Annotated in this window: 20 protein-coding genes; 13 read left to right on the top strand and 7 right to left on the bottom strand. The window is 69.5% G+C overall.

The window, feature by feature from the left end; all coding sequences use genetic code 11:
• Nucleotides 1-60: 60 nt before the first annotated feature.
• The 4 genes from BN159_RS16510 to BN159_RS16495 all read left to right on the top strand — a co-directional run bounded on the left by BN159_RS16510 (nt 61) and on the right by BN159_RS16495 (nt 3,248).
• Nucleotides 61-720, top strand: coding sequence for a hypothetical protein (locus BN159_RS16510; RefSeq protein ID WP_015658133.1), 660 nt, complete (start codon nt 61-63; stop codon nt 718-720).
• Nucleotides 708-1,742, top strand: a complete 1,035-nt coding sequence (locus BN159_RS16505) for a hypothetical protein (RefSeq protein WP_015658132.1) — start codon at nt 708-710, stop codon at nt 1,740-1,742. Before BN159_RS16510 ends, BN159_RS16505 begins: the two co-directional genes overlap by 13 nt.
• An 88-nt stretch (nt 1,743-1,830) precedes the next feature.
• Nucleotides 1,831-2,706, top strand: coding sequence for an LLM class flavin-dependent oxidoreductase (locus BN159_RS16500; RefSeq protein WP_015658131.1), 876 nt, complete (start codon nt 1,831-1,833; stop codon nt 2,704-2,706).
• A 74-nt stretch (nt 2,707-2,780) separates the two neighbouring features.
• Nucleotides 2,781-3,248 (top strand): GNAT family N-acetyltransferase, encoded by a 468-nt coding sequence (locus BN159_RS16495; RefSeq protein ID WP_015658130.1) that lies wholly within the window; start codon nt 2,781-2,783, stop codon nt 3,246-3,248.
• On the opposite strand, the gene BN159_RS16490 is transcribed toward BN159_RS16495, so the two are convergent.
• On the bottom strand, nt 3,243-3,770 hold the full coding sequence (locus tag BN159_RS16490) for a DinB family protein (RefSeq protein ID WP_015658129.1): 528 nt from the start codon (nt 3,768-3,770) through the stop codon (nt 3,243-3,245). The genes BN159_RS16495 and BN159_RS16490 overlap by 6 nt on opposite strands.
• A 76-nt stretch (nt 3,771-3,846) precedes the next feature.
• Between BN159_RS16490 and BN159_RS16485 the strand changes: the two genes are divergently transcribed.
• A complete protein-coding gene (locus tag BN159_RS16485; protein ID WP_015658128.1) occupies nt 3,847-4,635 on the top strand; it encodes a methyltransferase domain-containing protein in 789 nt (262 codons plus the stop codon).
• 42 nt (nt 4,636-4,677) lie between these two features.
• Here the strand turns inward: BN159_RS16485 and BN159_RS16480 are convergent, their stop codons facing one another.
• Entirely contained in the window at nt 4,678-5,826 is a 1,149-nt protein-coding gene (locus BN159_RS16480) for a winged helix DNA-binding domain-containing protein (RefSeq protein ID WP_015658127.1), read from the bottom strand.
• 801 nt (nt 5,827-6,627) lie between these two features.
• Between BN159_RS16480 and BN159_RS16475 the strand changes: the two genes are divergently transcribed.
• The 4 genes from BN159_RS16475 to BN159_RS16460 all read left to right on the top strand — a co-directional run bounded on the left by BN159_RS16475 (nt 6,628) and on the right by BN159_RS16460 (nt 11,605).
• Nucleotides 6,628-7,401 carry an isoprenyl transferase gene (locus BN159_RS16475; protein ID WP_015658126.1) on the top strand — a complete coding sequence of 258 codons (774 nt, stop codon included), beginning with the start codon at nt 6,628-6,630 and terminating at the stop codon, nt 7,399-7,401.
• A 346-nt stretch (nt 7,402-7,747) separates the two neighbouring features.
• Nucleotides 7,748-9,073, top strand: a complete 1,326-nt coding sequence (locus BN159_RS16470; protein WP_015658125.1) for a PhoH family protein — start codon at nt 7,748-7,750, stop codon at nt 9,071-9,073.
• A gap of 399 nt (nt 9,074-9,472) precedes the next feature.
• Nucleotides 9,473-10,174: an aggregation-promoting factor C-terminal-like domain-containing protein gene (locus BN159_RS16465; RefSeq protein ID WP_015658124.1), complete on the top strand. Its 702-nt coding sequence runs from the start codon at nt 9,473-9,475 to the stop codon at nt 10,172-10,174.
• Nucleotides 10,175-10,303: 129 nt separating this feature from the next.
• On the top strand, nt 10,304-11,605 hold the full coding sequence (locus BN159_RS16460; protein ID WP_015658123.1) for an AI-2E family transporter: 1,302 nt from the start codon (nt 10,304-10,306) through the stop codon (nt 11,603-11,605).
• Between the two features lie 21 nt (nt 11,606-11,626).
• On the opposite strand, the gene BN159_RS16455 is transcribed toward BN159_RS16460, so the two are convergent.
• Nucleotides 11,627-12,160 (bottom strand): alkyl hydroperoxide reductase, encoded by a 534-nt coding sequence (locus BN159_RS16455; RefSeq protein ID WP_015658122.1) that lies wholly within the window; start codon nt 12,158-12,160, stop codon nt 11,627-11,629.
• A gap of 7 nt (nt 12,161-12,167) precedes the next feature.
• The gene (locus tag BN159_RS16450; protein WP_015658121.1) at nt 12,168-12,722 is read right to left on the bottom strand and encodes a peroxiredoxin; all 555 of its coding nucleotides are present in this window, start codon (nt 12,720-12,722) and stop codon (nt 12,168-12,170) included.
• A 133-nt stretch (nt 12,723-12,855) separates the two neighbouring features.
• On the opposite strand from BN159_RS16450, the gene BN159_RS16445 reads away from it, so the two are divergent.
• The 4 genes from BN159_RS16445 to BN159_RS16430 all read left to right on the top strand — a co-directional run bounded on the left by BN159_RS16445 (nt 12,856) and on the right by BN159_RS16430 (nt 15,812).
• Nucleotides 12,856-13,869, top strand: coding sequence for a LysR substrate-binding domain-containing protein (locus BN159_RS16445; RefSeq protein ID WP_015658120.1), 1,014 nt, complete (start codon nt 12,856-12,858; stop codon nt 13,867-13,869).
• Nucleotides 13,870-14,055: 186 nt separating this feature from the next.
• The gene (locus BN159_RS16440) at nt 14,056-14,964 is read left to right on the top strand and encodes a MarR family transcriptional regulator (RefSeq protein ID WP_015658119.1); all 909 of its coding nucleotides are present in this window, start codon (nt 14,056-14,058) and stop codon (nt 14,962-14,964) included.
• A gap of 23 nt (nt 14,965-14,987) precedes the next feature.
• Nucleotides 14,988-15,380, top strand: a complete 393-nt coding sequence (locus tag BN159_RS16435; protein ID WP_015658118.1) for a roadblock/LC7 domain-containing protein — start codon at nt 14,988-14,990, stop codon at nt 15,378-15,380.
• A gap of 3 nt (nt 15,381-15,383) precedes the next feature.
• The gene (locus tag BN159_RS16430) at nt 15,384-15,812 is read left to right on the top strand and encodes a hypothetical protein (protein WP_015658117.1); all 429 of its coding nucleotides are present in this window, start codon (nt 15,384-15,386) and stop codon (nt 15,810-15,812) included.
• A 42-nt stretch (nt 15,813-15,854) separates the two neighbouring features.
• On the opposite strand, the gene BN159_RS16425 is transcribed toward BN159_RS16430, so the two are convergent.
• From BN159_RS16425 to BN159_RS16415, 3 genes are read right to left on the bottom strand one after another with little or no spacing between them, the layout of a single operon-like run.
• Nucleotides 15,855-18,182 (bottom strand): ABC transporter permease, encoded by a 2,328-nt coding sequence (locus BN159_RS16425; RefSeq protein ID WP_015658116.1) that lies wholly within the window; start codon nt 18,180-18,182, stop codon nt 15,855-15,857.
• Nucleotides 18,179-18,868: an ABC transporter ATP-binding protein gene (locus BN159_RS16420; protein WP_015658115.1), complete on the bottom strand. Its 690-nt coding sequence runs from the start codon at nt 18,866-18,868 to the stop codon at nt 18,179-18,181. Before BN159_RS16420 ends, BN159_RS16425 begins: the two co-directional genes overlap by 4 nt.
• A complete protein-coding gene (locus BN159_RS16415; RefSeq protein ID WP_015658114.1) occupies nt 18,865-19,389 on the bottom strand; it encodes a PadR family transcriptional regulator in 525 nt (174 codons plus the stop codon). Before BN159_RS16415 ends, BN159_RS16420 begins: the two co-directional genes overlap by 4 nt.
• Nucleotides 19,390-19,538: the final 149 nt, after the last annotated feature.

The following is a 19,538-nucleotide window of genomic DNA, read 5'->3' as shown; positions in this document are numbered from 1 at the left end:
GCGAGACGCTGGATAGCGTTGCTTCGCTCAAGAGAAGTCTCGTCTCACTGGGAGCCGACCGTGAACCGCCGCCCCACCCTCCTCGCAGCGCTCACGCTGACCGCCGCAGCGGCCCTGACGCTGTCCGCGTGCGGGAGCGACGACAGCTCCAAGGACAAGGACAACGACAAGATCGCGGGAGCCGAGACGGGGGGCAAGAAGTCCCCGTCGCCCACGGCCGCCGCATCCGACTCCGGTGACCGGCCGAAGATCACCTTCCCGTCCGACGCCAAGAACGTCTTCGAGGACCAGAAGACGGGCGACGCGGCGAAGGACGCGGTGCTCGCTGACAGTGCCCTGAGCGTGAACTCCGTCGACGAAGCGATCTTCGAGGGGAACACGGACACGAAGGCGCTCGGCTTCTACAACACGGGCAAAGCCCTGGAGTCGTCGATCACTTTCGCGCAGCAGTACATCGACGGTGGCGACACGTGGACCGGCGTGACCCGCTACTACGACTACAAGGTGACCCTGTCCGGAGCTGACAAGGCATATGTCACCTACTGCTCCGACGAGAGCAAGTCCTACGTCAAGGACCGGAAGACCGGGAAGGTCGACAGGTCGCCTGCCACCGCGGACTCCTACGTGCTGTACAACACCACCCTGACCAAGAACGACCAGGGAGTCTGGCAGACCACCAACATTGCGTCGAACGGGGGAGACAAGGCGTGCCAACCGTAAGGAACTCAGCGAGGACCGCAACGGCCCTGACGCTCGTATGCGCGTCACTCTTCGCTGCCCAGACAGCCTTCGCCCGAGGGGGCTACGACAACAACGGCAACACGGAACAGGGCGCCGACACCAACGGCGACAAGGTTTCCGTAACCGTCGGGGGCGTCGTGTTCGACCGCTCCAAGAACGGCACCGGCGAATCAACCGGCGCCCTGACCTCGACCACGTCCTGGACGCCGCCGCCTTGTTGGCACGCCCCGAAGTACACCCCCGAAGGGCTCCAGAACTACCTGGAGCCGATCTGGGAGGCTGGCTCCACGGGTCATACCTGGGACGCCGAGCAGCGCGAGAAGTACAACGCCAACGATGAGAAGAAGGGCTTCAACAAGGACAAGGCCGGCAAGGGCTACTGGTGGGGCGCGTACGTCAATGACAAGGACTTTCCCGCAGGTTGGGACTCCTGTTACGAGGACGAGTACTTCTGGGTGGACACCGGTGATGCTCCTCCCGCCGACATCGAGAACGCGATAACCCCCGAGATCCTCGCCGAACTCGCCTACGCCGAGATCCGCGTCCCCGGCACCGAGGTCACCCTCGCCCCCGAGAACGCCACGAAGGTCAACCTCCCGACGTGGGCCTGGCTGGACGGCGCGGAGTTCAAGCCGGTGTCAGTCACCGCGTCCGTACCAGTGCTGAATCTGGAGGCGACCGCAACCGCGGTGCCGAAGTCCCTCAAGATCGAGCCGGGTACGGCGGACGCGGTCACCTACCCCGCGTCCGGCGTGTGCGAGCTCAACAACGCCAACAACCGCATCGGTGAGCCGTACGCCAAGGGCAAGGCTGACCAGACTCCGCCCTGCGGCGTGAAGTACCTGCGCTCCTCCGGCGACGACACCTTCCCCCTCCAGGCCACCGTCACGTGGGAGATCACCTGGACCGGCACCGGCGGAGCCGGTGGCGACATGCCCGACGGTGCTTTCGGCGCCACCCAGGACGTCGTCGTCCAGGAAATCCAGTCCATCAACCGCTGACACACAGGCCGCCGCCGTTCTGAACGGCGGCGGCCTCAGCCCTTCGGCGGTGCTGTTCGCCATGCCTCACCCGGGTAGGAACACCCCCATGACCCAACTAGGCGCAATCTTCCGTCCCCAACTCCCCCCAGAAGACCTCCGCTCCATCGCCCGGCTCGCCGATGAGACCGGGCTTGAGGAGTTGTGGCTGTGGGAGGACTGCTTTCGGGAAGGTGGGGTTTCCGCTGCTGCGGCGGCGTTGGCGTGGACCGAGCGGGTGCGGGTCGGGATCGGGCTGCTTCCCGTGCCGTTGCGGAATGTCGCTGTCACGGCCATGGAGGCCGCCACTCTTGAGCGGATGTTTCCCGGGCGGGCCGTCATCGCGGTCGGGCATGGGGTGCAGGAGTGGATGGGGCAGGTGGGGGCTCGGGTCGAGTCGCCGGTGACCTTGTTGCGGGAGCATCTCGTTGCCTTGCGGGCGCTGTTGCGTGGGGAGCGGCTCACCACCGATGGGCGGTATGTGCGGCTTGATGATGTCGCTCTTGACTGGCCGCCCATTGGGCCCGCCGTTCCCGTCATCGCCGGTGTCACCGGCCCCCGTTCGCTGCGGCTCTCCGGTGAATGCGCCGACGGTACCCTGCTCACCGCGTCCACCCCGCCGGACGGCGTACGGCGGGCTCGGCAGCTCATCGATGAAGGGCGGGCCGCCGCCGGGCGCACCGGTCCTCATCGCCTCGTCGTCTATCTCCTCGCCGCCACCGGAGCCGACGCCGCCGAACGGCTGCGCAAGGAGCTGACCGAGGAAGGACTCGCCGACGTCCCCGGCCTCGGTGTCGCCGGAGACGCCGGTACCGTCGCCAAGGCCGTACAGCGGCTGGCGGAGGCCGGGGCCGACACCGTCGTGCTCCAGCCGACCGGGGACGAGCCCGACCCGGAGGGGTTCGTGCGGTTCGTCGCCGAGGACGTGCGGCCGCTCGTCCCGTAGTCACCGGCGTAGCCACCTGCGTTGTCACCGGCTTTATCAGCGGCGTTGTCAGTGCCTGGTGCCACACTCCCGGCATGAGCGACCACATCGTTGAGCTGCGTGACGTCGTCGAGGCCGACCTCGACATCTTCCTCGACTTCGAACACGACCCCGAGGCCGTCCGGCGGTCTCGGTTCGTGCCGCGGCCTCGGGAACGGTTTATGCGGCACTGGAAGGAGCGCGTGCTCGGGGATCCCGACAACCTCGTGCAGACCGTCGTCGTGGACGGAGAGGTCGCCGGGAATTTTTGCGCTTGGACAGACGGTGATCGTCGGTTCATCGGGTACTGGCTCGGGCGGGCCTACTGGGGGCGCGGGGTCGGTAGTTCGGCCCTCGGGCTCTTTCTGCGGCGGGAGGCTGCACGGCCCCTGTACGCCGACCCGTTCAAGGACAACACCGCCTCCGTCCGGCTCCTGGAGAAGCACGGATTCCAGCGTGTCGGGACCCTGACCCACGGCGAGGGCGAGCACATCCTGCTCATGCTTCCCGCGGGTACGTCATGAGGACGTCGCGGGCCGCCTGTCCCCCGTCGCCCCGTCGATCAACTCCCGCACGATGTCCATGTGGCCCGCGTGCCTCGCCGTCTCCTCGATCATGTGGACCAACACCCACCGCAGCGACACGTCTTCGCCCCGCCAGTCCGGCCGGCCCAGGTCGTCCAGGTTCCGTTCGTTGATCGTGCGGTCCGCCGCGGCGCGGGCGCGGCCGTAGAAGTCGATGATCTGTTGCGTCGTCTCGCCCTGGTCCGCGCGCATGTCCTCGTCGCTGTACGGGTCGAACCACAGCGGCTCGGCCTCGCCGCCGAAGGTCGAGACGAACCAGCCGTACTCCACCGAGCCCAGGTGCTTGACCAGGCCCAGGAGGCTCGTGCCCGAGGGGGTCAGCGGGCGGCGGAGGTCCGCGTCGTTCAACCCCTCCAGCTTCCACAGCACCGCGTCCCGCATCCGGTCGAGGCTCGCGTGCAGCGTCTCCTTGTCTCCGGCCGTGTACTGCGTGCTCGCATCTGTCATCTCGGGGTTCGTCATAGCGCTGAAGCTAGCAGCGGGGTATGACACCGAAATTCGGCGGCGGCCTCCCGCCCTCCCCTGCGATCATCGGAACATGGGCCACCCGCGCAGCCACCGCAGCTTTGAGGACCTCGTCGCCGAGGGCGCCGCCGTACCCACCGACGGCTGGGACTTCTCCTGGTTCGAGGGACGGGCCACCGAGGCGCGGCCCAGCTGGGGATACGCCGTCTCCCTCGCCCAGAAGCTCGCGGGCGCCACCGCCGCCCTCGACCTCCAGACCGGGGGAGGGGAAGTACTCGACTTCGCCCTCGGACACGCGCCCAAGGCCCCCGCTCTCACCGTAGCCACCGAGGGGTGGGCGCCGAACGTCGCCAAGGCCGCCGCTCTCCTCCGGCCGCGCGGCGTCGCCGTCGTCGCCTCGCCCGAGCCGGACCCGCTCCCGTTCGCCGACGGCGCCTTCGACCTCGTCAGCAGCCGGCACCCGGTCCAGGCGCACTGGACCGAGATCGCCCGGGTGCTCGAACCCGGCGGCAGCTACTTCGCCCAACACGTCGGGCCCCACAGCGTCGTCGAGCTCGTCGAATACTTCCTCGGGCCGCAGCCCGACGACGTCCGCAACGGCCGTGATCCGAAAAGAGAGCGCGCCGACGCCGAGGCCGCCGGGCTGGAGGTCGTCGACCTGCGCGCCGAGGAGCTGCGCATCGAGTTCCACGACATCGCCGCCGTCGTCCACTTCCTGCGCAAGGTGATCTGGATGGTCCCCGGCTTCACCGTCGAGGCGTACGAGCCTCAACTCCGGTCCCTGCATCGGCGGATCCAGGACGAGGGGCCCTTCGTCGCCCACAGCACCCGCCACCTCATCGAGGCCCGCAAGCCGCGCTGATCCGATTCCGGTCCCTGTTCCGACCCCGATCCCCATTCCGATTCAGGCATGCGGGCCCACCTTCACCTCACCCAGCACCAACTCCGGCCGTGCCTCCAGCACTTCGCCGACCCGCTCCACCTGCTCCTCCAACTCCCGCCCCTGCCGAGCCGTCAGTCGGCCGCCGCCGCCCAGGACCTCCACCGTCACCGTCGTACGACGACCCTGCCGCCGCTGGTGCCACACCCCCGCCACCACCCCGTCCACCAGCAGCACCGGAAAGTTCCCGGCCTGCCCACCCGCCAGCGCCCTCCGGTACGCCTCACCGGGGAACAGCGACTCCCGGGGTTGCGCGGCGATGCCGTACGCGTCGAAGTACGGCAGCAACCGCACCCCTCGCCACCCCCGCGACGAGAACTCCGTGTCGCCCGCGACCACCCACGCCGGCGCCCCCTCGAAGCCGACCTCCTCGATCACGCCGTCGGCGGCCAGCTTGCTGAAGAGCCGCGCGGCCCAACCATCCGGTGCCGCGAGCCACTTGGCGAAGAACGCCGGGGTCGAGGGGCCGTACTCGTGCAAATAGCGGCGTAGGAGTCGGGGCACCGCCTCGGTTGCGGGGAGGGGGTCGAAGTGCGGGGGACGGGTGTACGTCACCTTGCGGCCGCGGTCGGGGCCGAAGCACAGCGCGCCCGACTGGCCCGCGCGGTGCATGACCTGGCGCCAGCGCGGCCACATGCCCTGGAAGGCGGGCATGACCAGTTCGCCCGCCCAGGGGCCGGTCCGGGCCACGACCTCCTCGTTCAGCTCGTCGGCCGTCAGGCACACGCCGTCCAGCGCGTCCTCGATCGCCGCCACGATCTGGCGCGCCTGCTCCTCGGTGAGCAGGGAGCGGTTCGCGCCGGACGGGATCGCGGGCAGCGCGGCGGTCCACAGGGGGAGTTCATGGGCGGGGAGCAGATGGACCGTGCCGCGCGGGCCGTGGGTCTTCACCAGGGAGCGGTCCTCCCAGAGCGCGGCGCGTACGTCCGCCCGGGTCAGGCCGGTGGTCCGGACGCCGATCGACAGCTCGGCCGCGGACAGCACCTGGGCGTGCGCGCCGAGCATCGCCGAGACGATGTCGGGGATCGGAGTGCCCTCCCTCGCCGGAATGGCCAGGAACTGCCGTTCGAGTCGTCGCGCGCTCGCCTCGTGCCAGGAGATCGTCACCGTCATAGGGCGACGGTAGGGGCGAGGTAGGTCAGGGGGTGTCCTCTTGTAATGGAGTAAAACCGGCAAACAGGGCGCTGGGGGGTGATCACCTCCGTATCCAAGGATTCATGCCTTATCCACATTGTTATCGCTTGTCACTCGCGCCCCACGTGCATCTCGCGTAGGTTCAGACCAAGGTAATTCGCGTCAGCAAAGCTGCGCGGGCGGTACCGCGCAGAGGAGGGGGCTGCGCGGTGCCGTGCTCACCTGCGGCGCGGGGGTCGTCGTACGGCCCCGTCCGGACGTCAAGCCGACGTTCGCTGCCCGGGGTCACCCGGGAGGGGGAAGGGTGGACAACTCGCCCCGTGTGGCGCAATCGCCGCCAAAGCCGGGCGCTCCCCCTCATGTCCTGCCCATGTTCCGCCCGATTCTCCTGGGAATCCGCTGTGTTCCGGCCATGAACACCCTGCGAAACACCCCCGCCGGACCTCTCGCCGCGTCGCCGTCCGACTTCGGAGAGTAGTTGTGGCACGCCGATGCGCGCAGCATCACTTACAAAGGGTTATGGTGGAAACCCCCCCTCGGGCCGGTCCGTCTCCCCCCCCACGGACCGGCCCGTTTTTCTTTGCGCGGGGCTCCGCTCGGCAAAGCCCGCAAGCCCCGCTCGGCAAAGCCCCGCCCGGCCCTTCTTCTTACGGGGGTAGGCTTCGGCCCTGGGGGACCACCGCCGGGCAGGGCCCGGGGACCGCCACCGGGCTGGGACCGCCCTCGGCACGCCTGCCGAGGCGACGGCCGCCCGATCAGTACGGAGGGGCTGACAATCACGTGAACCTGCGCGACAAGCTGCGCGGCCTGCTGGTCAGGCTGTACGCGCGCCGGGTGGAAGGCCACCTGGACCACGCTCAGGTGCCCCAGCACATCGGCGTCATCATGGACGGCAACCGCCGCTGGGCGAAGGCGGCCGGCTCCACCACCGTGCACGGCCACCGGGCCGGGGCCGAGAAGATCGAGGAGTTCCTCGGCTGGTGCTCCGAGACGGACGTGAAGGTCGTCACGCTCTGGCTGCTGTCGACGGACAACTTCGAGCGGCCGCAGGACGAACTGGTCCCTCTGCTCGGCATCATCGAGGACGTCGTCCGCACCCTCGCCGCCGACGGCCGTTGGCGCGTCCATCACGTCGGCACCCGTGATCTGCTGCCGCAGCAGATGCAGACCACCCTCAAAGAGGCCGAGGACACCACCGAGCACGTCGACGGAATACTGGTCAACGTCGCCATCGGCTACGGCGGACGCCAGGAGATCGCCGACGCGATGCGCTCGCTGCTGCTCGACGCGGCGGACAAGGGCACCTCGTTGGAGAAGCTCGCCGACACCGTCGACATCGAGATGATCGGCCGCCACCTCTACACCGGCGACCAGCCCGACCCCGATCTGGTCATCCGCACCAGCGGAGAACAGCGGTTGTCCGGATTCATGCTGTGGCAGACGGCGCACTCCGAGTACTACTTCTGTGATGTGTTCTGGCCGGCCTTCCGCAAGGTCGACTTCCTGCGCGCGCTGCGCGACTACGAGGCCCGGCACCGCCGTTACGGCGGCTGAGCCCACCCGAGCGCACAGGAGCACAAGGGAGCCGTTGGGCTCCCGGAGTACCCCGTTTGGGGCGGAAGTAATGAGGAGTTCACCAGCGCGCCGTCATATGCCGTGGCATGGCACCGCATGTTCGAGGGCATAAGCCAAGCAGGTCGACGCCCGAACCACGGGTGTCGGATCTCAGCGGACGGCACGGGGCCGTCCGCCCGGGAGGCCCTTTGCACCAGCCCGAACGTGCGGTCACCGTACGGACGAAGCAGCGGAGGGCCGGTTCTCGGCCCGTGCACTGGGGCCGTCGACCGGTCCAGCTCCTCTCCGTCGCTCCCCGACCTCTTCCGAGGGGGTACGTCCTTCCGTGGTGACCAGCACAAAGCGCCGCAAGCCCGACCGGCGCACCTATGTTCTCGACACCAGCGTCCTGCTGGCCGACCCCAACGCCCTGAGCCGCTTCGACGAGCACGAGGTCGTGCTCCCCATCGTCGTGGTCACGGAGCTGGAGGCCAAGCGGCACCATCCCGAACTCGGCTATTTCGCCCGGCAGGCGCTGCGTCTGCTGGACGAGTTCCGGGTGCGGTTCGGCCGTCTCGATGCCCCGATCCCGATCGGGGACCTGGGCGGGACGGTGCGTGTCGAGCTCAACCACTCGGACCCCAGCGTTCTGCCGACCGGCTACCGCCTGGGGGACAACGACTCCCGCATCCTCGCGGTCGCCCGCAATCTTCAGGCCGAGGGGTTCGACGTCACCGTCGTGTCGAAGGACCTCCCGCTCAGGATCAAGGCCTCGTCCGTCGGGCTCCTCGCCGAGGAGTACCGCGCCGAACTCGCCATCACCGACTCCTCCGGCTGGACCGGAATGTCCGAACTGACGCTTTCCGGCGAGCAGGTGGACATCCTCTTCGAGGAGGGGCACGTCTATGTGCCCGAGGTGACGGACCTGCCCGTGCACACCGGTCTCACCATCCAGTCCGAGCGAGGCAAGGCGCTGGGCCGGGTGACGGCCGAGGGCAACGTCCGGCTGGTGCGCGGCGACCGGGAGGCGTTCGGGATCAAGGGGCGCAGCGCCGAACAGCGCATCGCGCTCGATCTGCTGCTCGACCCGGACGTCGGGATCGTGTCGATGGGCGGCCGGGCCGGCACCGGCAAGTCGGCGCTGGCGCTGTGTGCGGGTCTGGAGGCGGTCCTGGAGCGCCGCCAGCACCAGAAGGTGATGGTCTTCCGGCCGCTGTACGCCGTCGGCGGGCAGGAGCTCGGCTATCTGCCGGGCAGCGAGGCCGAGAAGATGAGCCCTTGGGCGCAGGCGGTCTTCGACACGCTGTCCGCGGTCACCAGCCGTGAGGTCATCGAGGAGGTCACCGCGCGCGGGATGCTGGAGGTCCTCCCGCTCACCCACATCCGCGGCCGTTCCCTGCATGACGCGTTCGTGATCGTGGACGAGGCGCAGTCGCTGGAGCGGAATGTACTTCTGACGGTTCTGTCCCGAATCGGGGCCAATTCACGAGTGGTTCTGACCCACGATGTCGCGCAGAGGGACAATTTGCGGGTCGGGCGCTACGACGGTGTCGTGGCTGTCGTGGAGAAGCTGAAGGGGCATCCGCTCTTCGCGCATGTCACCCTGAACCGGTCCGAGAGGTCCCAGATCGCCGCCCTTGTGACCGAAATGCTGGAAGACGGCCAAATCTGAGGTCATAGGTACCGGTTGGCGCCGTCCGACAAAGGCTCAGAGCCTAGTCGGGCGGCGCTTCCGCATGTTGCTGATTCTCAGAACTCCCTGGGCCAAACGAGATGTGAGCTTTCACACCCGACACAGAATTGCCTTGCGGCGTGTGGTTACGGCAGAGTCTCACTCCTGTCAGGCCCCGCATACGACACATCTGTACCCCCAGCGGTACGGCACAACTTGAGAAGCACCGCTAACTCCATAGCGTCGTCGTATGCCGCCCGTGCACCACGCGGCACTCCCCGCAGGGGAGTTGCCCACCGGGCCCGCGCCTCCCGTGACCGCGCAGTTGGGAGGCCAGTGTCAGGGGCACGATTGCGTCCGCCAGGGTCACCGAAGCGGACGATGCTGGAAGGAAACCGTGTGAGCCGGATCTCGGTCCGGGGATTCGCAGTGGTCTCGGCCACCGCGGTCACCGCTGTCGGAAGCGTCGTCGGCGTTGCCTCGGGCAGCACCGCGCAGAACAACGACGCCGAAGCGACGGCAGCCGACGCGACGCTCCTCGCGGACATACCCTCGGGACAGCAGGCCCAGGTACAGACCGCGTCCCTGACGCAGCAGGCGAACGTCCAGGCCATCGCGGCGGACACGAGCGCCAAGAAGGAAGCGGAGGCAGCGGCCCGCAAGGCTGCCGCCCAGACTGCCATCGACAAGAAGGAAGCCGCCAAGAAGGCGGCTGCCGAGGCGAAGGCCGCCGAGGAAGCCAAGGAGCGCGAAGAGGCCGAGGCCAAGGCCTCCCGGTCCTCCTCCAGCTTCCCGGTGCAGAGCTCGTACACCGTCGCGCAGATCCAGGCGATGGCGCAGCAGATGGTGCCGTCCGGCCAGTACCAGTGCTTCAGCAACATCGTGGACCACGAGTCCAGCTGGAACTACCAGGCCGTGAACCCGTCCTCCGGCGCCTACGGTCTCTTCCAGGCACTGCCGGCCGGCAAGTACGCCTCCGCCGGCTCCGACTGGCAGACCAACCCGGCCACGCAGATCAAGTGGGGCCTCAACTACATGAACGAGCGCTACGGCAGCCCGTGCGACGCCTGGTCGTTCTGGCAGGCCAACCACTGGTACTAGGCGCTCCGCAGTACCTCTCAACCCTTGGCAGCCCCTCACCGTCCTACGGTGGGGGGCTTCGCCATGTACGGTCGGAGCCGACGACTCCAGGGGGGAGTGGTGGGGAAAGACGGGGGAAGAGGGCGGATCATGTCGCGAGTGCCAGGGTGGCTCGGCGGGTTGGGGGCCGGACTGACGCGGGTGGGAAAGCGGTTGGACGAGCGCCGCGCGGAGGTGGAGCGCGAGAGCGAGGACGCCGTGCCCGCGCCGGCCCAGAAGGCCACGCCCACCATCCGGGTCCCGGCACACGCCGAGCCCATGGCCCCCGCACCCGAGCGCCCCGATCCCGCGCTGGCCGTGCCGTGGGGCGTGCGGGTCGCCGCCGAGGCCGGATGGCGGCTGCTGGTGCTCGCCGGCACCGTCTGGGTGCTGATGCGGGTCATCAGCGCCGTACAACTCGTGGTGCTGGCCTTCGTGGCGGCGCTGCTGATCACCGCGCTGCTGGAGCCCACGGTGGCCCGCCTGCGCCGCTACGGCGTCCCGCGCGGCCTCGCGACCGCGCTCACCGCGATCCTGGGCTTCGTGGTGATGGGCCTGATGGGCTGGTTCGTCACCTGGCAGGTCATGGAGAACATCGACAACCTCTCCGACCAGGTCCAGGACGGCATCGACGAACTGCGCAACTGGCTGCTGGACAGCCCCTTCCACGTCACCGACAAGCAGATCAACGACATCGCCGAGAACCTGCGCGACACGATCGGCGCCAACACCGACGAGATCACCTCGGCGGGCCTCGAGGGCGTCACGGTCATCGTCGAGGCGCTGACCGGCATCCTGCTGGCCGCCTTCTCCACGCTCTTCCTGCTCTACGACGGCAAGCGGATCTGGGAGTGGTCGCTGAAGCTGGTCCCCGCCGCCGCCCGCCCGGGTGTCGCGGGCGCCGGTCCGGCCGCTTGGCGGACGCTCACCGCGTATGTGCGCGGCACGGTGATAGTGGCCCTCATCGACGCCGTCTTCATCGGCATCGGCATCTACTTCCTCGACGTGCCGATGGCCGTCCCGCTCGCGGTGTTCATCTTCCTGTTCTCGTTCATCCCGCTGGTGGGCGCGGTGGCCTCCGGCGCGCTGGCGGTCGTCGTCGCGCTGGTGACCCAGGGCGTGTTCACGGCGGTGATGACACTGGCGGTCGTGCTCGCGGTGCAGCAGATCGAGGGGCACATCCTCCAGCCGTTCATCCTCGGGCGGGCGGTCCGGGTGCATCCGCTGGCGGTGGTGCTGTCCGTTGCGGCGGGCGGCATGATCGCGGGCATCGGGGGTGCGGTGGTCGCCGTACCGCTGGTGGCGGTGACGAACACGGTGGTGGGTTACCTGCGGGCGTACAACCAACCCCCGGCCCGGCCGGCGATCGAGGACGAGGCCGTGAACGCCGAGAGCCCCGCTCACCAGGGGTGAACGGGGCCCGGGGCAACCGGCTTACGCGGAGAGCACCGCTTCCGTCTCCAGCGTGACCCCGACCGCCTGGATCACCGAGGCGATCTTGAACGCCTCCTGGACGACCTCGCGTTCGATGCCCGCCTTGCGCAGCACCTGCTCGTGGGAGTCGAGGCACATGCCGCAGCCGTTGATGGCGGAGACCGCGAAGGACCACAGCTCGAAGTCGACCTTGTCGACACCGGGGTTGCCGATGACGTTCATCCGCAGACCCGCGCGCATGGTGCCGTACTCGTGGTCCGACAGCAGATGGCGGGTGCGGTAGAAGACGTTGTTCATCGCCATGATCGCGGCGGCCGCCTTGGCGGCGGTGTACGCCTCCGGCGTCAGGTTCGCCTTCGCCTCCGGCTCCAGCTCACGCAGCACGATCGGGGAGCGCGAGGCGATGGCGGTGGCCAGCACCGTGCCCCACAGCTGCTGCGCGGGCAGGTCGGAGTTGCCGATGACCGAGCCCAGGTTGAGCTTCAGGTCCTTGGCGTAGTCCGGTACGGCGGACTTCAGGGAGTCGAGCGACATCGTCAGGTCACTCCCCGGCCAGCAGCTTGACCGGGTCCAGGGTGTCCTCGCCCTTGCTCCAGTTGCACGGGCAGAGCTCGTCGGTCTGGAGGGCGTCGAGGACCCGCAGGACCTCCTTGGGGTTACGGCCGACGGAGCCCGCGGTGACCATCGTGAACTGGATCTCGCGGTTGGGGTCGACGATGAAGACGGCGCGCTGCGCGAAGCCGTCCTCGCCCTCGATGCCGAGGTCGCGCATCAGCTCGTGCTTGGAGTCGGCCAGCATCGGGAACGGCAGGTCGGTGAGGTCCGGGTGGTCCTTGCGCCAGGCGTGGTGCACGAACTCGGAGTCACCGGAGAAGCCGAGGATCTGCGCGTCGCGGTCGGCGAACTCGTCGTTCAGCTTGCCGAACGCGGCGATCTCGGTCGGGCACACGAAGGTGAAGTCCTTCGGCCACGCGAAGACCACGAGCCACTTGCCCTCGTAGGACTTGTGGTGGATCTGCTCGAACTCCTTGCCCTTCTCCAGCGAGACACAGGCGGTCAGTTCGAACTCGGGGAACTTGTCACCAACAGTGAGCACAGGCTCTCCTTGCAGCGAAGAAGCGTCCGGATCGCGGACGCTTCCCATGGGTTGGACGACCTCGATGCAAGCACAAGGTGCATTGATTAGAGAAATCGCTACACTCGGTCATGTTGATCGGAGGCGATTATCAGTGACTGTTGGTAATGGCGGAGCCAAGCGTCGGCTGCCCAGTCTGTCCCAGTTGCGGGCCTTCGCGGCCGTGGCCGAGCATCTGCACTTCCGGGACGCGGCCGCCGCCATCGGCATGAGCCAGCCCGCGCTGTCCGGAGCCGTCGCCGCGCTGGAGGAGTCACTCGGGGTGACCCTCCTGGAGCGTACGACCCGCAAGGTGCTGCTCTCCCCGGCCGGTGAGCGGCTCGCGGTGCGCGCCAAGGCCGTACTGGACGAGGTCGGCGCGCTGATGGAGGAGGCGGAGGCGGTACGGGCCCCGTTCACCGGAGTGCTCCGGCTCGGCGTGATCCCGACCGTCGCGCCGTATCTGCTGCCGACCGTGCTGCGGCTGGTCCACGAGCGCTACCCGGATCTCGACCTCCAGGTCCACGAGGAACAGACCGCGAGCCTCGTTGACGGGCTGCACACCGGCCGCCTCGACCTGCTGCTGCTCGCCGTGCCGCTCGGGGTCCCCGGAGTGGTCGAACTCCCGCTCTTCGACGAGGACTTCGTGCTGGTCACCCCGCTGGACCACTGGCTCGGCGGACGCGAGGGCATCCCGCGCGAGGCGCTGAGGGAACTGAACCTGCTGCTCCTGGACGAGGGGCACTGTCTGCGCGACCAGGCCCTCGACATCTGCCGGGAGGCGGGCCTGGGATTGAAGGGGGTGGGGCGAAGCCCCTCGGTTGAGGGCGGTGGTGGGCGACGGGAGGGCGCGCCGGTCACCACCACGGCCGCCGGGCTGTCGACCCTGGTCCAGCTCGTCGCCGGGGGACTCGGGGTCACCCTGCTGCCGCGTACCGCCGTCAAGGTCGAGACGACCCGCAGCAACCAGCTGACGACCGGCTACTTCTCCGACCCCGCTCCCACCCGCCGGATCGCCCTCGCCATGCGTACGGGTGCCGCCCGCGGAGCCGAGTACAAGGAGCTGTCCGGGGCCCTGCGCGAGGCGCTACGACCGCTGCCCGTAAGGGTGTTGGGGGTTGACGACTGAGCGTCGAATCGCAGTCACAGTCGGTCAAATCGGCGCCCAAGTCAGCGCTTTGGACCGCCGGGAAAATCAACTTCCGTCAACTAGCGGCAGGTCGGTAATCCACGGCCGGAAATCACCCATCGGCTGATAGGAATTCCCCCCTCAGCGCTACGCGTCAGGCGTGTGTGCGAGAGGCCAAGGGGAGTGATGTCGGGCTACGACCACCTGGCACCGGCCCTGGCGGGCTGCGGGCGCGACGGCTTCACGGGGGCACTGTGCGTCGCCGGAACCCCCGGCGGCACCGTCCACTTCAGGGACGGCCTCGTCGTCGCCGCCGAGTCGCCCGGCGCCCCGGGCCCCGAGGCACTGCTGCTGCGCTCCGGCCGGATCAGCGCGGAACAGTGGGCCGCGCTGCTGGCCGAGTCCGGTGGCGCGCACTGGCCGGTCGCCGCACTGGTCGCCCACGGCTACGCGGGCGACGCCACTCTGCGGGTGGTCTGTGTGATGGCGCTGCACGACGCCGTGTTCGCCATCGCGGCGGGCCGCGTGGAGGAGTGGCGGCGCACCCTCGACGACGCCGACCCGTTCGCGCCGGTCGCGGTCGGCGAGCCCGTCGACCGGCTGCTTCAGGACACCGCCCGCCGGATCGCCGCCGTCCAGCAGCTGAACCACCCCGTGCACCCCGACCGCGAGCGCCCCCTGCCCCTAGTGCAGCCGGACGGCCCGCTCACCCCGCTCCAGCGCGATCTGCTCACCCACGCCGACGGGCGCTCCACCGCCCGCGACCTCGCCTTCCGCACCGGGCGAAGCGTCTACACCGTCACCGTCGAGGTCGCGCGGATGCTCGCCGACGGCCTCCTGGAGTGCGCCCCGGAACCCCGACCGGTCCGGATCCGCACACCCCCCGAGGGCGTCCGCCGCCGTATCCCGGAGACCCCCGAGTCACCACCCGAGCCACCGCTCGAACCGCCCCCCACGCCAACTGCCCTGCCCCGCCGTGACCCGGGCGCCAGTGGCATCGCCGATGTGCTCGCCCCGGAACGCTCGGCGGCGGGCTGGAAATGGTTCTTCCGCCTGCGCAACGGAGCCGCCAGAGGAAGCGGGGGAACAGTGTGAACAGCAAGAGGAGCGTTGACGACATGGACCACGAAGCGCTGGCACGCGAAATGCGCGGTCTGCGCGAACAGGTGACCGGAATCACCGACACTGCGGTCGCCGCGGCCGATGGACTGCTCATCGCCGCCGACACCGCCGACTCCATCGACGCGGAGTGCCTCGCGGCGCTCGCAGCGGCCGGCCTCGGCCTCGCCCGGCGGACCGTGCAGACCGCCGAACGCGGCGCCCTGCGCCGGACGGTGACGTACGGCAGCGGCGGCTGTGCCGCCTTCTACGCCGTCGGCGACACCGCGCTGATGGTCGTCCTCGGCGACGAGGGCATGGACCTGGACCGGCTGCACCAGGCGACCCAGCCGGCCCTGCGCCGCATCGACTCGATCCTGACAAGTCCCGCGAAAGCAACGGAAGGTGTCTGACCCATGGCCACCAAACGCATGACCCCCGGCTTCTCCGACCAGGTGATGGGACTCGTGAAGTCCCTGCGCAACGACGCCCCCGACTGTGTGGCCTCGGGAGTGGTCGACATGAGCACCGGCATGCTGCTGTCGTACGAGACGGTCGACAACCATCCGCCGGAGGTCCTGGACCTGCTGGCGGGCGCCACCCTCGATCTGTTCCAGGGCCGTACGGTCGTGATGATCGAGGACGTCTTCAAGGAACGCCGGGGGATCGAAAGCGACCAGCACTTCTTCCAGGAGATCCTCGTCAACAGCGAGAACCTCACCCACCTGTTTGTCCGGATGAGCGAGCAGCAGGACGTCGTCGCGGTCGTCGTGTGCCGCAAGTCGGTCAATGTGGGCATGCTGTTCGCCCAGGTCAGGCGGGTGGTGCGGGAGTACGGGCTGTGAAGCGCGCGACCCCTCCCCGGCGCACCGGGGAGGGGTCGGTCATCACTCCGTGCGTAGCCCGTCCGGCCGCATCAGCCGCAGCAGCGGCGGCAGGCTGAGCAGAGTCACCGCGAGGACGACCACGGCGGCGGCGCCCGTCATCGACAGCAGGCTCGCCCAGTCCACCCGGACCTTGGTGTCCGTCATCCGCAGCAGGACCGCGCCGAGCGTCAGGCCCACCGCGGAGGCCAGCAGCAGGCCCAGCGCGACCGGGATCGCCGTCTGCCACAGCACCGACAGGCTCAGCGTGCGCCGCCGGGTGCCGAAGGCGACCAGCGCCGACAGCAGCTTCTTGCGCTCCCGCAACTGCTCCAGCTGCGACACCAGCAGGCTAGAACCGATCAGCAGCAGCACGCATACGGCGCCGACGAACAGGCCGGTGCGGATGGAGTCGTAGCGTTCGTTGCTCTGCGTCGCCGACCAGTCATGGGGGAGCACCAGGGGACCCAGGGCCGCCGCGGTGTTGCGGACCCGCTCACGGGCGTCGGGAACGGAGGCGTCGAGGCCGATGTACGCGCGTCCGGTCATCGCCGGCCGGGCCGCCTCGGGCAGCGCCTTCGGGGTGATCAGGAAGCCGCCGCGCTCCCGCCCGCTGAGGTCCTTGTGCGTGGCCACCTTGCGGATGCCCTCCGGCACCTTCCAGGCGACCTCGCGACCGCGGACGTCGCCCTCGTAGCTCGGGTCCAGGTACAGCGTCGTCCCGGGGCGGGCCAGTTGGGGCGTGTCGGTGTCCCACTCGGCGTCGCGGACGGCGAAGACGTCGCCGTCCCGGCACGTGGGCAGGTCCGCCACCTCGCGCAGCGCCGCGCAGCCGCCTACGGTCACCTCGGAGGTGCGCGCCGGGTCCAGGCGGGTGTCGCCCAGGTAGCCCTCGGAGTGGGAGACCACCTGGCGCACACCCTCCGTGCGCCGCAACTGCTCGGTGGCATGGGCGAGTTCGACGCCGCCGCCCGTGGTCACCTCCATCTGCGCCGTGGTCAGGTCGTAGCCGGTGTCCTTGGTGTAGTCCTTCTCCACCCCGGCGAACAGCATCTGAAGGGCGATGGCACCGGCCACCGCCACCGCGACGCCGTTGACCAGCCGGGCGGCCGTACCGCTGCTCAACTGGAGCCGTCGTACCGCCAGTTGCCAGGCCACGCCACCGCCGCCGAGCCGGGCGACGACCGTCTCCACCACCCAGGGGAGCAGGGCGGTCACCCCGACCAGCAGCAGCATCACACCGCCGATGACGAGGTACTGGTTGAACTCGCCGTCGTCGTTGCCCTGGCCGATCATCGGGTAGAGCATGGCGAGTCCGCCGAGCGGCAGCAGCAGCCGCCACCACAGCCTGCGCCGCGTGGGCTTCGCCGTGCGCACCACGCCGAGCGGCTCGATGACCACCCCGCGCAGTGCGAGCAGCGTCACCAGCACCGCCGCGGCCGGGACCAGGACGGCCACCAGCAGGGCGAGCGCGGGGGAGGGGTTGAGGTCGGCCGGGAAGACGCTGAACCGGAACACCTCGACGGAGCCCGCGATCTGACGTCCGATCAGGAAGAAGACCGTACCGAGGACCAGTCCGAGCAGTGCGCCCGCGAGGGCCTCGCCGGCCGCGATCCGGCGGGTCATCCGCCCGTCGGAACCCACCAGGCGCAGGGCGGCCAGGCGCCGGTCGCGCCGCTCGCCGCCGAACCGCACGGCCGCCGCGATGAACACCGCGACCGGCATCAGCAGCGCGACGAACACGACGAGGACCAGCAGGACCAGCACCGGGTCCATGTCGGTCTCGTACGGGTCCGGGTCGCCGTAGCGGTCGATGCGGGTCACCTGGGCGCCGTCGACGTACTGTCCGATGCCCTGGCCGCCCCGGTAGAAGGTGAGATCGGCCGAGCCGACCAGGCCGCTGTCGCCGATGGTTCCGACGATCCGGTCCGGCAGCCGCTCGCGCAGCAGTGCGCCGCCGTCCGACTCCAGCAGCCGCTTCAGCGCGGGGGAGACCACCATCTCGCCGACCGCCGGGAAGCTGTCCACCCCGGGCGGCAGCGGGGCGCGCGGGCCCTCGGGCTCCAGGGTCCGGCCGCGGATGTCCGCGCCACGGAAGTCGGTGTCGGCGTCCGCGACCACGAGGGTGTCGTCCGCCTTGGCGGGCACCTGGCCGCTGTAGGTGATGTCCGTGCGGTCGTTGGCCCGGTCGTCGCGGGCCGCCAGCGCGTTCGGGATCGCGGTCGTCAGCAGCAGCAGCGCCACGCCGAGGCCGACCCCGACGGCCGTCAGCAGGGCCCGGGTCCAGCCCTCGCGCCCGCCCGCGAAGGCGAATCGGAAACCGAGGGCGAGGTCCCTCCCCCACTGGTTCATACGATCCGCTCCATGTCCCGGGACCGCCCGTCCCGTACGACGATCTCGCGGTCGGAGTAGGCGGCCACCCGCGCCTCGTGCGTGACCAGCACGACGGCGGCGTTGGTGGACCGCGCGGCCTCCGTGAGCAGCTCCATCACGCGCTCGCCGTTGAGGGAGTCCAGCGCGCCGGTCGGCTCGTCCGCGAACAGCACCCGGGGGCTGGTGACCAGCGCACGGGCGACCGCGACGCGCTGGCCCTGGCCGCCGGAGACCTCGCCGGGCCGCTTCTTGCGCAGATCGTCGACCTCCAGCCGTTCCATCCATGACAGCGCGGTCCGCTCGGCCTCCTTGCGGGAGGTGCCGTTCAGCCTGAGCGGCAGGGCGACGTTCTCGACGCAGGTCAGCTCGGGCACCAACTGGCCGAACTGGAAGACGAACCCGAACTCCGAGCGCCGCAGCTGACTGCGCTCGGCGTCGCTCATCGTGGCCAGCTCCCGCCCGGCGTACAGGATGGAGCCGGAGTCCGGCGGCACGATGCCGGCCAGGCAGTGCAGCAGCGTGGACTTGCCGGAGCCGGACGGCCCCATCACGGCGACGACCTCTCCGGGATGCACGGAGAACTCGGCGCCGTCGAGCGCGACGGTCGGACCGTACGCCTTGCGCAGCCCCTCGGCCGCGAGCAGGGCACCAGGGGGCGGCGTCACTTGACCACCACCTCCGCGAGCTTGTCGAGCCGCGCGGCGGTCAGCTCCAGCCAGCGCAGATCGGCTTCCAGATGGAAGAGGGCGTGGTCGCAGATCAGCTGATCGGCGAGGTCCCCCTTCCGCTTCCGGTCGGTGAGGATCCGCATCATCCGCAGATGCTCGGCGCGCTGGGTGTCGAGGATGTCGGCGGCGTCCCGCCGGGTCAGCAGCGCGAGGACGACCTTGGTGTAGAGCGTGGACTGAAGGTACGGCTCGGGCTTCTCCGGCGTCGCCAACCACCGCTGTACGTCGGTGACCCCGGCGTCGGTGATCGCGTACCGCTTCCGCTCGGGACCGCCGCCGGGTTCGATGCCGTCGACCTCGACGAGGCCGTTCTTCAGCAGCCGGGACATCGTCGAATAGACCTGGCCGTAGTGCAGCGGCCGGTCGTGACCGAACTTCTCGTCGAAGGCCCGCTTCAGGTCGTAACCGTGACGCGGACCCGATTCCAGGAGCCCCAGAAGGGTGTGACCGATGGACATGTCCCGGACTCTACACGGGGTGTATACGCGGCATGTATACGCTCGGTGTGCAGTTACTGGCGGTGGGTGCGGCGGCCCAGGTGGGGGCCGATTGTCACGGTTCTGCTACTGAGGTTCGGAAGGGGGTTCCGGAAGTGAGGCGGTTCACC

Source organism: Streptomyces davaonensis JCM 4913 (assembly GCF_000349325.1).
Taxonomy (GTDB): Bacteria; Actinomycetota; Actinomycetes; order Streptomycetales; family Streptomycetaceae; genus Streptomyces; species Streptomyces davaonensis.
The sequence above is the reverse complement of the archived record's forward strand: the minus strand, read 5'-3'. Positions and strand labels throughout refer to the sequence as shown.

Coding starts and splice junctions, on each gene's coding strand:
- BN159_RS16500 (WP_015658131.1), top strand. CDS start 1,831: ATGACCCAACTAGGCGCAATCTTCCGTCCCCAACTCCCCCCAGAAGAC.
- BN159_RS16495 (WP_015658130.1), top strand. CDS start 2,781: ATGAGCGACCACATCGTTGAGCTGCGTGACGTCGTCGAGGCCGACCTC.
- BN159_RS16490 (WP_015658129.1), bottom strand. CDS start 3,770: ATGACGAACCCCGAGATGACAGATGCGAGCACGCAGTACACGGCCGGA.
- BN159_RS16485 (WP_015658128.1), top strand. CDS start 3,847: ATGGGCCACCCGCGCAGCCACCGCAGCTTTGAGGACCTCGTCGCCGAG.
- BN159_RS16480 (WP_015658127.1), bottom strand. CDS start 5,826: ATGACGGTGACGATCTCCTGGCACGAGGCGAGCGCGCGACGACTCGAA.
- BN159_RS16460 (WP_015658123.1), top strand. CDS start 10,304: ATGTCGCGAGTGCCAGGGTGGCTCGGCGGGTTGGGGGCCGGACTGACG.
- BN159_RS16455 (WP_015658122.1), bottom strand. CDS start 12,160: ATGTCGCTCGACTCCCTGAAGTCCGCCGTACCGGACTACGCCAAGGAC.
- BN159_RS16440 (WP_015658119.1), top strand. CDS start 14,056: ATGTCGGGCTACGACCACCTGGCACCGGCCCTGGCGGGCTGCGGGCGC.
- BN159_RS16435 (WP_015658118.1), top strand. CDS start 14,988: ATGGACCACGAAGCGCTGGCACGCGAAATGCGCGGTCTGCGCGAACAG.
- BN159_RS16430 (WP_015658117.1), top strand. CDS start 15,384: ATGGCCACCAAACGCATGACCCCCGGCTTCTCCGACCAGGTGATGGGA.
- BN159_RS16425 (WP_015658116.1), bottom strand. CDS start 18,182: ATGAACCAGTGGGGGAGGGACCTCGCCCTCGGTTTCCGATTCGCCTTC.
- BN159_RS16415 (WP_015658114.1), bottom strand. CDS start 19,389: ATGTCCATCGGTCACACCCTTCTGGGGCTCCTGGAATCGGGTCCGCGT.